Source organism: Pseudomonas sp. PB3P13, assembly GCF_054897735.1.
The window spans coordinates 40,536-55,129 of sequence record NZ_CM142702.1 but is presented as its reverse complement, the minus strand read 5'-3'; the positions used below and the strand labels follow the sequence as shown (position 1 = coordinate 55,129).

8 protein-coding genes and 1 pseudogene are annotated in these 14,594 nt (G+C 56.8%); 7 read left to right on the top strand and 2 right to left on the bottom strand.

Annotated elements, in window-relative coordinates:
• Nucleotides 1–8 precede the first annotated feature (8 nt).
• From ACYZT1_RS00245 to ACYZT1_RS00215, 7 genes and pseudogenes are all read left to right on the top strand, one after another.
• Complete coding sequence (locus tag ACYZT1_RS00245; protein ID WP_462017130.1) at nt 9–2,045, top strand: type VI secretion system Vgr family protein; 2,037 nt, start codon at nt 9–11, stop codon at nt 2,043–2,045.
• A gap of 11 nt (nt 2,046–2,056) precedes the next feature.
• On the top strand, nt 2,057–3,046 hold the full coding sequence (locus ACYZT1_RS00240; RefSeq protein WP_462017129.1) for an SEL1-like repeat protein: 990 nt from the start codon (nt 2,057–2,059) through the stop codon (nt 3,044–3,046).
• A 15-nt stretch (nt 3,047–3,061) separates the two neighbouring features.
• Entirely contained in the window at nt 3,062–6,151 is a 3,090-nt protein-coding gene (locus ACYZT1_RS00235; RefSeq protein WP_462017128.1) for a glycoside hydrolase family 19 protein, read from the top strand.
• Nucleotides 6,148–6,942, top strand: a complete 795-nt coding sequence (locus ACYZT1_RS00230) for a hypothetical protein (RefSeq protein WP_462017127.1) — start codon at nt 6,148–6,150, stop codon at nt 6,940–6,942. The genes ACYZT1_RS00235 and ACYZT1_RS00230 overlap by 4 nt, the downstream gene beginning before the upstream one ends.
• A 325-nt stretch (nt 6,943–7,267) precedes the next feature.
• Nucleotides 7,268–7,756, top strand: coding sequence for a cell division protein (locus tag ACYZT1_RS00225; protein ID WP_462017126.1), 489 nt, complete (start codon nt 7,268–7,270; stop codon nt 7,754–7,756).
• A 32-nt stretch (nt 7,757–7,788) separates the two neighbouring features.
• Nucleotides 7,789–10,224 (top strand): annotated as a pseudogene (locus tag ACYZT1_RS00220) (alpha/beta hydrolase).
• Between the two features lie 178 nt (nt 10,225–10,402).
• Nucleotides 10,403–10,786, top strand: coding sequence for a helicase (locus ACYZT1_RS00215; protein ID WP_462017125.1), 384 nt, complete (start codon nt 10,403–10,405; stop codon nt 10,784–10,786).
• A gap of 247 nt (nt 10,787–11,033) precedes the next feature.
• Here the strand turns inward: ACYZT1_RS00215 and ACYZT1_RS00210 are convergent, their stop codons facing one another.
• Both ACYZT1_RS00210 and recG read right to left on the bottom strand, forming a co-directional pair.
• Nucleotides 11,034–12,434 carry an HDOD domain-containing protein gene (locus tag ACYZT1_RS00210; protein ID WP_462017124.1) on the bottom strand — a complete coding sequence of 467 codons (1,401 nt, stop codon included), beginning with the start codon at nt 12,432–12,434 and terminating at the stop codon, nt 11,034–11,036.
• A gap of 79 nt (nt 12,435–12,513) precedes the next feature.
• On the bottom strand, nt 12,514–14,589 hold the full coding sequence (recG, locus tag ACYZT1_RS00205; protein WP_462017123.1) for an ATP-dependent DNA helicase RecG: 2,076 nt from the start codon (nt 14,587–14,589) through the stop codon (nt 12,514–12,516).
• Nucleotides 14,590–14,594: the final 5 nt, after the last annotated feature.

Sequence of the window (14,594 nt, the reverse complement as noted above, 5' to 3'; positions counted from 1 at the left end):
AGCAAGCAATGTTCAATCCAGCTAACGAAACGCATTTCAGCCTGAGCGTGAAAGATTACGACGGTAACCTGCAAGTGTTGTCGTTCACCGGCACCGAGGGCATCAGCCAGCCGTATCGTTTCGACATCGAACTGGTGAGCGAAAACCCGGATCTGGACCTGGAAAAGCTGTTGCACAAACAGGCATTTCTGGCACTCGATCCGCAAGGAAGTGGCATCCACGGCCAGATCTACCGCGTCGCCCAAGGTGATGCCGGCAAGCGCCTGACCCGCTACAAAATCTCCCTGGTGCCGCAACTGCAATACCTGCATCACCGCACCAACCAGCGCATTTACCAGCAGATGTCCGCGCCGAAAATCATCGCGCTGATCCTCGAAGAACACGGCATCAAGGGCAACGCCTACAGCTTTCAGCTCAGCCAGCCTTGCCCGGACCGCGACTACTGCGTGCAGTACGACGAAACCGACCTGCACTTCGTCCAGCGCCTGTGCGAAGAGGAAGGGATTCACTACCACTTCCAGCACAGCACCGACGGCCATCTGTTGGTATTCGGCGACGACCAGACCGTGTTCCGCAAACTTGGGCAACCCACCGCCTACGTGCAGGGCAGCGGCATGGTCGCTGACGAACCGGTGATCAAAGGCTTCAAGCTGCGCCTGGAAACCCGCACCAGCCGAATCACTCGCCGCGATTACGATTTCGAAAAACCACGCCTGCAACTCGAAGCTGCCTACAAGCCTGATGTGCAGAGCGAAGAGCCAGACCTCGAAGATTACGACTACCCCGGCCGCTTCCTCGACCGCGCGCGGGGCAAATTCCTCAGCCAGCGCGCCCTCGAACGCCACCGCGCCGACTACCAGCAAGCCGAGGGCAACGGCGACCAGACACGCCTGATCAGCGGCCATTTCCTGGAGATGTCCGACCACCCGCGCACCGAGTGGAACGACCTCTGGCTGCTCACCGAAATCGTCCATGAAGGCAAACAGCCGCAAGTCCTCGAAGAGTCGGTGACCAGCGACACTACCGCAAACAAAGACGACTTCCACCAAGGCTACCGCAACCGCTTCCTCGCCACCCCGTGGGCGGTGTTCTACCGCCCGGCGCTGGAGCACCCCAAACCGCGTGTCCTCGGCAGCCAGACCGCCCTAGTCACCGGCCCCAAAGGCGAAGAAATCCACTGCGACCAGTACGGCCGCATCAAGGTGCAGTTCCACTGGGACCGCATCGGTGCGGCCGACGACAAAACCAGCTGCTGGATGCGTGTTTCTTCAAGCTGGGCGGGGGATCGCTATGGCGCCATCGTCATCCCGCGCATCGGCATGGAAGTCCTCGTCACCTTCCTCGAAGGCGATCCCGACCAGCCGTTGGTGACCGGTTGCCTGTACCACAAGGAAAACCCCGTCCCCTACGACCTGCCGGCAAACAAAACCCGCAGCGTCTTCAAAACCCTCAGCTCACCGGGCGGCGGCGGGTACAACGAACTGCGCATCGAAGACAAGAAAGGCGCGGAACAGATCTACCTCCACGCCCAGCGTGACTGGGATGAAAACATCGAGCACGACCAGAAAATCCGCGTCGGCAACGAACGCCACGACACGGTGGAAAAGAACACCTACACCGAGCTCAAAGCCGAAGAGCACCGCACCACGATTGCAGATCGAAAAGTCGAAGTGCGACTCGATGATCACCTGACGATTGGGCAGAACCAGCATGTGAAGCTGGGCACCGCACAGCTGACCAGCGTCGGGAGAGAGATTCACCTGAAGGCTGGGGCGAAGATTGTGATTGAGGCTGGGGCCGAGCTGACGATCAAGGGTGGTGGCAGTTTTATCAAGCTGGACGCGGGTGGGATTACGGTGGTTGGTCCGGTGGTGAAGATTAATGCCGGTGGGTCGGCGGGGAATGGGACGGGGATCGGGATTAAGCCTCCGATGTTGCCGGGGGCGGCGGATAAGGACAAGGCGGGGAGTTTGATGGATCAGGCGTTGGGGAATGCGGTGCCTGAGAAAGTTAAACCGAAAGCTTTTTTTGTGTTTTCTGAGTGATGAGTGTCGTGATGACGAACAATCGAGTGCGGCATTTAGGTATGAATTGGTTGGTGCTGCTGGCCTTGGGGATGGGTTCAGATGCTTTTGCGGCGCAGTGTCCGAGTCATGACTTCGCCGGTTTCGTAAAAGAGTTCTCGGTCACGCCTGAGGTGCAGAAAGCGTTTACGGCTTCGCCAGTGATCGAACAAACGGTAGTCGCCACCGGGTCCACACCGCGAGTGGTGCAGAAGCAATTGAAGGTGCTGGATGCTCAGTCGTTGGCGGTACTTTCGCCAGACCACATCGAGAAGTCTAAATTGGGCATCAACGTTCAGCTGCCGAACCAGGTGTTCGTACGTGATCAAAAGGGCGAAGTTTTAAAGATCTTCACGTTTAAGCACGCCGACTGCTGGACGTTGGATCGCATTGAAGATTGGTCGCTTGAGAAGGTGATGGATACTCGAGATGTGAAGTCGAATGCTGGTGCTCGCGCGCTGAAACGTGGCGCGCTCTACAACCAACTAGGCATCGTTACTGAGTCGGCCTCCTCCGCTCAGCTGTACGTCTCGGCGCTGGATAGCTATTTAGACGGTGCGGAACAGGGCTCCGCAGAGGCGGCCTTTGCCGCTGCGGGAATCAGTCTGTCCGGACAGGCGCCGCGATTGGCGAACGCGAAAATTCTAGATCTACTTGTCACCGCATCGAAGAGTGTGCCGGACGCCGGTTTGGCGCTAGCCGATTTTTATTGTGATGAAGGTAATTACGAAGAGACGCGAGCCTGCATTAATCCAGAGAAATCATTGAGTGCGATTGTGGAGTCGGCACGTTTGGGATCTACGGCGGCATTGATCCAGTTAGGGAGCGCCTACGAAACAGGTGTCATTGTCCCGAGCGATTTGCCCAGAGCCTTGGCTTGTTACAAAGAGGCCGAGAAGAAGCATCACGAGGCCGGGCCGCGCGGGGTCGAGCGGTTAACTACCCAAGGCATCGTTGCCAATAACTCAATTTATTGCCTTTAAAGCAGGACGCTACCGATGAGCACAGGATTACTCGAGCAACGGGTCAACTACCCGCAAACCGGATATGAATACGGTTATGGTGATAACGGAAACGTAGATGCTGATAGCGATGGTCGTAAGGAAATCGATTGCTCACACCTGCTGAATCGCATGCTTCGCGACGCGGGCTACACCATTCCTTATAGAACCACCGGGGCGTTAGCGTCAGATACCACACATTTTGAAGTGATCGCGCTCGGCAATGTCCAGCCGGGTGATATTGCGCTATGGACAACACTGGGCCACACCGGCGTAATCGAAGAAATGGACGTCACCCACACCAAAGGCAAATTTTTTGGCTCGCAAACTTCGACCGGCCCTAAGTCCGCAAAATACGGCGCTGGCAGCGGGTACTGGCCCATGCCAAACAAGTATTTGCGACCCAAGGCTCAATACCAAAGTGGAGCGCAGCCAACGGCAGCACCCCCTCCAGCTCAAACCTCTGCTGTAGCACCAACAGCATCGCCCGTGATGAATTTTCAATATCCGTTTAGAAAGGCTGACGGAAAGCAGTTCACTGATGCGGAAGACGTTTACAAAGCGCTTGAAGCTGAAACCTCAGGCCACTATTTGCTGGGCAGCAATAAGTTCTGGCATGGCGGTATCCACATCAGTGACAAAAGTGCACCGCAGTGCGTGCTCAATGAGCCCATACGTTGCATGGCTGATGGAGAGGTCGTTGCATATCGTCTGAATCAGGATTACCTGGAGTCGACCTTTGGTGACAACGAGAAAAAGCTGAAGTACTCCAACTCCTTCTGCCTTGTGCGACACGAGTATAAATCTGCGCCTAACCCGGAAGAGGGTGCGAATAAAGGTAAGCAAAACAAGCTGAATTTCTACAGCCTTTACATGCATTTGCTGCCTTTTAAGCGCTATCCGCTATCCCCGGATGAAACGCCCAAACCGAAGGTGACCATGAAGGTCGGGGACTTCAAGGCGTATGACGAGGCGCCTTTGTCGAGCGATATAACCTCACCCGGTAAAGTGGCGAACGGGACCAAGCTTGAAGTTCTTGAGCAGAAGGATGTCAACAACATCACCTACGCCAAGGGCAAAATTCTTTCCGGCAGCGTGAAGGCTGGTCCGCTTAAAGTTCGCGAGGTTGGAACCGAAATTTGGTTCGCTTATTTGAAGGATGGTGAGCCATACAAAAACTCTCAACACCACCGTATTTGGTCTGCAGACGTCATACCAGAGCGCGCCCGGCCAAATTACTGGCAAGGAAAAGTTAAAGCCAGGGCGACTAAACGGCTACCTATACGCCAGAGTCCGACGAATCCAACAAACGGACAGCCTGCTGGTGCGCCCGTCGATGGCGGCCTGGAGCTGGCGGTCAATAGCGTTATCGAGTTCGATAGCAAGGAAGTCGTTAACCTCGTGGTTGGCAATGTATTGCGACGCATGGCCCCATGCACGCTGGTGTCTGGCGGCGTTTGGCAGCCAACAGGGAATGCACCGCCGACATTCTGGACAATCGTCGAAAACGATCCAGCAAGTCAGCATGTGCACTGGGATGTTGTTACTCCAACGGACTTTGATAGGGTTGTATCAACCGGCATTGGCATCAAGGCTGGCGATCCGATCGGCTATCTAGGGCTAACTGAAAATCTCACAGGCGAAGACGGCGGTGTGACCAGTAAGTATCAGGTTCATGTCGAGATTTTTACTGCCGAATCGGACGTCAAAGACTTCCTGAAGAACGCTGCCGGTTTGAAAATAGGCAAGCAATACCTGCACTTGCTGACCGGAACTGAGCTCAAGAAAACAGCACCAGCGACGGGCACGACAGTGCTCAAACTCGACCATGCTGTCGACCTTAGTAAAGCTCTGGTGATAAAAGAAGGTACTGAAGACTGGTACAAGGTCAGTGTGACCGAGGACGGTCAACCGGTCAGCGGAATTGTGAAGAAAGCAGGCGCCCAGATCGTAACTCAGCACGACTGGGAAAAACTGGGGTTCCAGATTGTTGAAGAAACAAACGCCACCGCGGATGGTTTCCTTGATCCCGAAGACATGCCGCAGTTCTTCAAAGACTTGTTCGCAAAAATTGACGCCAATCACGACGGCCAAGTTGACGCAGCTGAGCTCACGAATGAGTTAAAAAATGCTGAAACACGATCACGCTGGTCGAAGCTGATCGCTCATCATCCGACCGAATGGAAGGACACAGCGGACTCTGCGAAGTGGAGCAAACTGGATCAGCTATTGGAAACCTCCCCGAAGACGTTGAGGCATGAAAAAGAGCGTATTGGTGGCTACGTTTTTTGGAATGAGCTCACTGGGAAAGCTGCTGTCAGTGCGAGCTTGCTTTGGCATTTTCATCCTGTCGCGTTTGTTGAAAATTTGTTGAGTGCAGGATGTTGTGAACTGAATGTAACCAATTTCAGAAGTATTTTTGGAGGGGCACGATTATTCACGGCGCAGAACATGCCTACCAATTGTGACGCCTACAACGTTGATCCGCAGAAATTCATAGGTTTGCTGAATACTGCATTTTCCGTCAACGGATTCGATAAATGTATTTATAAAATGCACTTTTTGGCTCAGTGCTATCATGAAAGTGATCATTTTAGAACGACGAAGGAGTATGCGAGCGGTAATGATTATGATCTGAGCGTGCATCCGGCAAGCGTCTGCGTAACTCAGGGGGCGAACAGTCGTACCTGCAAGCGGCATCACCAAATTATGCAATCAGGAAACACCACGATAGGGGGTGGGCCGAAATATAAAGGCAAAGGCCTGATTCAAATTACCTGGAAGAGCGCGTACGAAAAATACAAGGAGTACACTGGCCTCGATTGTGTTGCCAATCCGGAGATTGTTTCTCAGAGTATAGAGCACGCAGTCAAAGTATCTTTTTGGTTCTGGACTGTCTTTAAAGGTGAGAATCTAAACAAAAAAATTGATCGATACTATCAGGAGCTGAATGCACAAGGTGGTTTGTCGGTCGAGGAAATAGATAATGAAGTTGTAAGGAAAATAACAAAAGTCGTGAACGGTGGTGCTAACCATTTAGCGGAGCGGCAAGCGCTTTTCAAAAAAATCAAAGGTGAATTAAAATGAGGGCGTCTTTAGCATTCCTCGCAGGTGCGGCTTTTTTTTCTACTGCTGCATATGCTGAGTTTAGAAGTGTCGTTATCAAACCTGAGAGTGAATATGCGCTGCCCGCTATTTGCGTGGGTTCTAATAGTGAAATTCAGCTGAAAGGGGAGCGCATCAGTGTTGTCAAAGCGTCTGGTGAGAGCTACAACCTTGGTCTGGATGAGCAATTGGAAGATCTTTCAATATTTTTCGGCTCATACAAAAGTTCAGATGTGTGTATTTTGGCCCTCAAATATGCCGAAAATGATGTAAATGAAAGTTTTTCTCTTTTTGTCTTCAAGGAGGATGCCGATCAGTTCAAAGCATCCGCCGTCCGCATGATATCGAACCCTGACTTCACTGACGACATAATCAGAAGCAATTATAACGAAGGGCCTGTTACTCATAACGACCAGTTGTGTTTTTCACGGGCTATAAAGGATTACTACTTTTGCGAAAAGCGTGAACAATTTGCTGAGAAACTTGAAAAACGGCAGAGGTGTGATGAGTCGTCTTGCTCCGATTCTGAAATTGTTAATGAAGGCACATCCGAACCAGTGATCGCGGTCATAGCTGCGACGAAAGCCTATTTGTCCGATAAAGGTGACGACTCAAAATTCGTTCTGCGGAAAGCTTATTTGGTAAAGGGCGATCAAGTTTTATTGAGTGATTTTTTTCAAGGCGGCGACGAACTCTACTATAAAATAATTTATGCTGGAAAAACAAAGACCGTGGGATGGGTTCCCGCCGCACTGCTGCATATCAAACATTAGTCGCTTGTAGGCGTTAAAGTGACTCTTGAATGCGCATTGTGCTGACTGACTCATTGAGTAAAAAGTTAACAATGCATTTAAATGCTCAGTAACGCCTCAAGAAACGCCAAAAAAAGGGAACTCGATGTTCCCTTTTGTATCTGCGTTTTCGCTAGATTTTCGCTGTGCGCTCCGTCCGACTCGAGCAATCAATGTGATCCATGCCGAGTGCTGTTAGCCGTTCAGCTGTGGAAAGATCATCAGCAAAACCACCCCCGCGATTAATCACCCAACCCCCCATTTTCCTTTAGACTTGCCCCCTCCCAGGAAGACCTCAGGACACGGAATGCCAGTCCCCTCAAACACCCTTCGCTCCGCGCTCATGGTTTGGCTGTATGCCGCCGCCATGGTGCATCTGCTCGTCGGCGTTGTGCTGACCTGGGCGGGCCATTCGGGATTGCTCGATGGCTACTTGCTGACCATCGAACAAGCCTTCTGGGCAGCCGACGCCGCACCCATCACCGCCCGTGCCCAACAAGTCTGGTGGGTTGCGATATTCGGCGCCACGCTGCAGAGCTTTTCCCTCTACATGCTTGCCCTCGTGAGCATCGGACATCGACTGAGAAGTCCGGCGGCGTGGGGCTGGTTGATTGCTGGCATCGTGCTGTGGGCGCCGCAAGATATGTGGATCTCCGCTCAGGCGCGCGTCTGGTCGCACCTGTCGGTCGACAGTTTGGCGCTGCTCACCCTGCTGCCGCCGCTGATCTGGCTCTATCGTCATGACCGTCGCGCCATCGCGGCAAACACAACGCCGAGCGAGTCGGCAAAGCCTTGAAGCGCGTTCACGATCTGGCCTGAGGACCGTCCATGAGCAAGCCTCTGATGTACCTGCTGGCCGGCAACGGTGGCACCGCCGAGTGGTGGGATGATGCGTTGCCGCATTTTCAGCGCTATCAAATGGTGCCACTCGAGCTGCCGGGTTTCGGCAACAATCCGCAAGCCCCGTGCCAAGACTTTAGCGCTTACGCCCAGGCGTTGCTGACGGCGACGGTCAAGGGCAGCGCGATTATTGCGGTCGGGGTCAACGCGTTGCTGGTGCTGCATGCACTGCAACGCCAGCCCGGGCACTTTTGCCGCAGTGTTCTGTTGGCGCCAGTGGGGGCTTTTCTGTGGCAGAGACGGCTGCCGGCGTTGATGTCGCCGCTGGCGATTCGCAAGACCATTCACTGGCTGCTGTCGAACAAGCCCGCGCTGTTTGCGCACAAGTTTTCCAACCAGACCTGGACGCCTGCGCAGTATCAGCGCATGGGCGCCGGGTACGCACGTTGTCGCGCGTTTGTGCCGTACTGGGACTTGGTGCGCGCTGACACCGCGTTGCCGCTGCTGGAGTGGATCACCGACCCGATCGAGCTGGTCTGGGGTGATCAGGACAATGTGCTGGGCATCGAACAGGCCGCCGCATGGTCGGCCATTCTGGCCCGCGCTGATCTGAGCGTCAGCCTGAAAGCCGGTTGGGGGCATTACCCGTGGAACGACTTGCCAGCCGAATTTGCCGAGTGGCTGGAGTCGGGCCCGCGCGGGTTCGTCGCCCACACCAAGGGTGGTCGGTTGCGCCTGGCCGAGTTGGCCGGGCAAGCGGTGCCGCCAGCGCTGTCGCTCAACGCGTGTGATGATTCACGTTTGCCGGCGTTCCTTGCGAGCCAACCGAACGCGACATGGGCGGTGCGTTCCTCGAGTTACGGCGAGGATCAGGCCGATGCGGCGAATGCCGGTTTGAGCACTACATTCCTGCGTGAACCCACTCACAACGTGCCGGCGCGCATTGCCCAATTGTGCGCGGCGGGCGTTGAAGAGGTGGTCGTGCAGCGCTTCATCACGCCGCAGTTGTCCGGCATCGCTTTTGTGCGTCACCTGTCGGTGGAACTGGAATGGGTACAAGGGCATCTCGAGTCGCTGGCCGATGGTCAGGTGAGTCCTGAGCGCGCCGTTATTTCCCGGCTTGGCGGCTCGTGGAGCAGCGACACTTTCAAGCCGTCACACGGTTTGACTGCTGACCTGCTGTGGGACTTTCTGCAGAATGTTCTGCGGGTGTTTCACTATGTGGCCGGCGACGTTGAATGGGCCTGGGACGGTAATCAACTGTGGCTGTTGCAATACCGGCCAATCAGCGACTACGGCTGGCGTCGTCATCTGACGGCCGCCACCATCGCCGAGATCCTGCCGCCACAGCCAAGCGTCCTGGTGGAGTACGCACAAAGGCGTGCAACGGCCAGTATTCCGGCGATCATGGCGCGTTGGGATTCGCGGGTGTTGCAGGATAACGAGCCGTTCACCGCGGTGTTTGGCGGCGCATCGTATATCAACAATGACCTGTTTCTTGCGCGGTTGGCCGATTGGGGTATCTCTGCCAGCAGTTACGCCGGTGAGGTGGGCGGTGCGACGCCGCCGCTGCCTTGGCGACCGCTGCGTCTGGTGCGTTCGCTGCCATTGTTTTTGCGCATGCAACGCATCGCGCGAGGGCATTTGCTAACGCTGGAAAAGCAGTTGCGCCACTTCGACGAAGAACTGGCCGGGCTGATCACCCAAGGTGCCAACGGCCAACAACTGGCGGATTGGTTCACGCGGTTCTATGTGTTCGTGGTGCAAGGCAACCTGTGCATCGCCACTGCGTTGGGGAGCAGTGGCGGCGATCTGCTAGGGCGGCCGCCGACCGCCTATGACGACCTTGATAACAGCCCGCATCGACTGCCCTGGGAAACCGATCCCGCCACGCCGCGCCCGGCCCTGTCGGATCTGCCATTACAGGCGTTTCCCCAATGGTCGGGCCTTGTCCGTGTGGCCCATACGACGGGCCTGCCGGGACTGCGCGGTTATTACCTGCAAGTGCGCGAGTGGTACCGCGACAACTTGATGCGGGTGTTCTTCCGTCTGCACCACGCCATGCCGATGGCCGACTGAGCGTATTGGTTTGCGCCACATCCAGACATTCGGACCCGCGCCGGTAGCTTCTGGCAGGACGGCCGTGAGGGCACCGAGCAAGCAACAGGTTTCATGATTGATCCGGGGCAGGTGCAAGGCATTCTCGGTGACGACATTTTGCTTGAAGACACGCTCGACCCAGGACGCCACGCGAATTACCAAAATGCGCGGGCGGTGATTGCGCGCATGGGCGGGCGCTTGTCCCACGGTTCGACATTGCTGCGCGAGTTGCGCAAACCTTCGGCGGTACTGCCTCACGTCGATGTCGCGTGGCTGGGATGTGAGGTGCTGTATCGCGATGGTGAGTTGACGTTGGTGCGATAGTTTCTGGAGCGAATTAAAGATCGCCGACAGAGACTGGCAATCATCAGTTGCAAACTGACTTGGCAGTCATTGACAGCAAAAACCATTCGATCTTCTTCAAATACGAGTCGATAGTGCCGCCACTCACTTAAGCCGCTACACTGCCGCCCGCCGTTCATTTCTTCTTGAGGCTGCACGCATGAAATTTCGTTTTCTTCTGTGGATGCTGGGTTTGCTGATGGGTAAGGCCAGTCGGACCAATCCCGCGTTTCAGCAGCAGCTGGGTGATAAGGAATTAGTCTTCCAGCTTCAAACCCTGGACGGGAAAGTCGCGCGGCATTTCTTTGTGAAGAATCAGCGCATCACCAGCAAATCGGGCATGTACCCCGAGCCGGCGTTCGCGATCGCGTTCAAGGATGCGGCGTATGGCTTCGCCACGATGCAGGCGAAGAATAAGCAGCTGGCGTTCATGACAGGGATTCAGGACAAGTCGATTCAGATCAAGGGCAACCCGGCGTTGGTAATCTGGTTTCAGGGGTTGACCAAGTATTTGAAACCGCGCAAGGCCAAGCCGAAGGCTTGAGGTCAATGGTTAACCCTGTGGCGAGGGGACTTGTCCCCGTTCGACTGCGGAGCAGTCGCAACCGGACAACACTGTACGCCTGATACAACACCCTCTCCGACTTCAGGGCCGCTTCGCAGCCCAGGGGGGCGATGCGGCGTTCCGACAAGTCCCCTTGCCACAGGGTTTGTAGTGAATCAGGCAGACCGAGGTAGGTTTTTCGCGGGCAAGCCTTGCTCCCACTGGAGAGGCTTGCCTGCGAATGCTTTCAGGGCTGTGTGAATTGCGAGGCGAGTTCGCGCAGCAAAACTTCAGCCTCAAGCACTTTGGTAACGACGTCATCGGCCTTATCGCGTGTCAGCCCCAGGCGCTCCAGCAGGGCGTCGGGGATGTCTTCATCCGGGCCCGAGCCGACGTTGCGGCTGCGCAGCAGACGTACCGCCAGGCAAACCAGATTCGGGTATTCGGCGAAGGCGCCGTCGTAGTTCGGGTCGTGCTGGAAGCGCAGCGCAGTGGCCAGTTCTTCGGGCATGTCCCAGTAGCGCATCAACCATGAGCCGATCTGTTCGCGGCTGATGCCCAGCAAGTGTTGCTCGACGTAGCTGTGGCACAGGTGCGGGTTGACCTCCAGGTGACGGCAGATCAGCGAAAAGTGTGGCGGGAACACGTGGGCCAGCAGCAAGTAGCCAAAGTTGTGCAACAGGCCGGAAAGGTAGGTCAGGCCGGCTTCCGGGCGTTGCGCGCGCGGCATGGCGCGGGTCAGGCCTTCGATGACGGCGGCGGTGTAGATCGATTGGTGCCAGTACGGCGTGGTGTGTTGGGGGTGGTCTTTGGGCAGGCTCAGGGTTTTGCCCAAGGCAAGGCCCAGCGCGAGGTTGATCACCAGGTCGAAACCCAGCACCCGCACGATCGCATCTTCTACTGAACGAATCTTGCCCGGCGAAGCGTAGTACGGCGACGCGGCCCAGCTGACGACTTGTGCGGCCAGCGCCGGGTCGGTTTCGACCACGCCGGTAATGTCGTCGATGGTGGCATTGGGGTCGACGCGCAGCTTGATGATCTTCTGCGCGGTCTCGGCCAGCGGCGGAATTTCGATGGTCGCTTCGAGGCGTTGCTGAATGCGTCGTGCGGTGAATGCTTGAACGGCCTGGGTGATTTCCTTGCCGTCGTCGTCGGGGCGATCGAGGTTCGGCCGGATGCTGGTCAGGTTCTCGCCAAATTTGGCGGCGCTGGCCTTGGTCAGCATGGTTTTGAAATCATCGCTGGAGATTTCCAGCAACACCCCCGGCTCACCCGAGTTGATCAGCAACTTGGGCTCGCGCAGCAGGGTTTCTTCGTACAGACACGGCGAACTCGTCAACGCGGGCAACCCCGGCAGCAGGCTCAGGTTGTGTTTGCCGAGCATCTTCACCAGGCGTTCGGTGGACACCGCCGTGAGGCGCCGACCGGTGAGTTCAGTGAGGCGATTGAGGTCGAGCAGTTGGCTTTGCGGAAACAGGATCATCAGCGACCCCACGGCATCATCGAGCAAAACCGCCTGCACTTTGCGCGAGGCGTTCAAGCCGTGATGGTCGAGGACTTCTTCGTAAGCGATACCCAGCTTTTCCAGCAGCATCCGAATAACAGACGGAGCATGCGGGGTTTCGGGGGCAAGGGCAGCTTCAGTCATTAGTCTGTGTCCGTATTCAAACATTCGTTGGAGTATAACCAGCTTGTTTAACGGCAGGGTCCAGAAACTGCGACCGTGCTCACACTTGTCCGTATTGCTGCCCATGGCGCAGCCAGCGGTCGAGCAGCGGGCTGACGTGATCCGGCCAGCGCTCGAGCAATGCCTGGGCGGCGTCGCGCACGGCGGGCAGCAGATCGGCGTCGCGCATCAGGTCCGCGACCTTGAATTGAAGCAGGCCGGTCTGGCGCGTGCCGAGCATTTCACCGGGGCCGCGCAGTTCGAGGTCTTTCTCGGCAATGACGAAGCCGTCGTTGGTTTCGCGCATGATGCCCAAGCGTTGACGGCCAATCTGCGACAGCGGCGGATGGTAGAGCAGCACACAATGGCTGGCGGCGCTGCCTCGACCGACGCGGCCACGCAACTGGTGCAACTGCGCCAGGCCGAGACGCTCGGGATTTTCAATGATCATCAGGCTGGCGTTCGGCACATCGACGCCGACTTCGATCACTGTGGTGGCTACCAGCAATTGCAGATTGCCGGCTTTGAACTCAGCCATGACTGCAGCTTTTTCCACCGGCTTCATGCGACCGTGGATCAGGCCAACCTTTAGCTCACCCAGTGCAGCGGTGAGGTCTTCATAAGTCGTTTCGGCGGCCTGGCAGGTCAGCTCTTCCGACTCTTCGATCAGGGTGCAGACCCAATAGGCCTGACGCCCCTCGGCACAAGCGCCGCGTACCCGTTCGATGACTTCAACGCGACGTGTGTCGGTCACCAGCACGGTGTTGACGGGCGTACGGCCGGGCGGCAGTTCATCGAGAATCGAGGTGTCGAGGTCGGCGTAGGCGCTCATGGCCAGCGTGCGCGGAATCGGCGTGGCGGTCATGATCAATTGATGCGGGCACATGCGCCCGCCGACGCCTTTTTGCCGCAGCGCCAGGCGTTGTTGCACGCCGAAGCGGTGTTGTTCGTCGATGATCACCAGTGCGAGGTTCTTGAACTTCACTTCGTCCTGAAACAACGCATGCGTGCCGACCACCATCGGTGTGCCGCTGGCAATCTGCTCCAGCGCGGCGACGCGGTTCTTGCCTTTGAGTTTGCCGGCCAGCCACGCGACTTCGATGCCCAGCGGTTCGAGCCAGCGCTTGAAGGTGATGAAGTGCTGCTCGGCAAGAATTTCGGTGGGCGCCATCAGCGCGACCTGATAACCCGCTTCCAACGCCTGCAACGCGGCAAGGGCGGCGACCACTGTTTTCCCGGCGCCAACATCGCCCTGAATCAGGCGCAACATCGGCTCGTGTTGACTAAGGTCGTAGGCGATTTCGTTGCCGACGCGCTGTTGAGCGCCGGTCGGAGCGAAGCCCAGATTGGCCAGATATCTGGCCGGCAGCTGAGTGGCTTTGGGCATCGCCGGTGCGCGCAGCGAGCGCATGCTTTCGCGCAAACGTTGTTGGGACAGTTGATGAGTGAGCAATTCTTCGAAAGCCAGGCGGTGCTGCGCCCAATGATGACCAAGCGCGAGTTCGTCGACGTCGGCATCGGCAGGCGGGTGATGCAGATAACGGATCGCATCGGCCAGTGGCGCCAGTTGGTAGTCGCGAGCGAGTTCGGTTGGCAGCCAATCGGGAAGGCTGGTCGGGCCGAGCATGGTCAGGGTTTGCATGCACAACTGGCGCAAACGTTGCTGGGTCAGGCCTTCGGTCAGCGGGTAGACCGGCGTCAGGGTTTCATCCACCGGCGGCGGTTCGTCGCCGGTGATGGCGCGGTATTCCGGGTGGTAGATTTCCAGCCCTGATGCACCGGGCCGCGCTTCGCCGTAACAGCGAATCCGCGTGCCGCGCTTGAGGCCTTCTTTCTGCGCGTTGCTGAAATGGTAAAAGCGCAGGCTGAGGCCACCGGTGCCGTCCTGCAAACGCACGACGAGACTGCGCCGGCGGCCCATGACCACATCGGCGCCGCTGACGGTGCCTTCGATCACGGCATCCTGCCCCGGGCGCAGATGGCCAATTGGGACCACGCGAGTCCGGTCCTGATAACGCAGGGGCAGGTGAAACAGCACGTCCTGCAGATTTTCCAGGCCGACCTTGGCCAGTTTCTCGGCCATGGCTTCACCGACACCCTTGAGCGCCGTCACCGATACTTGCGACAACTCGGCCATGACAG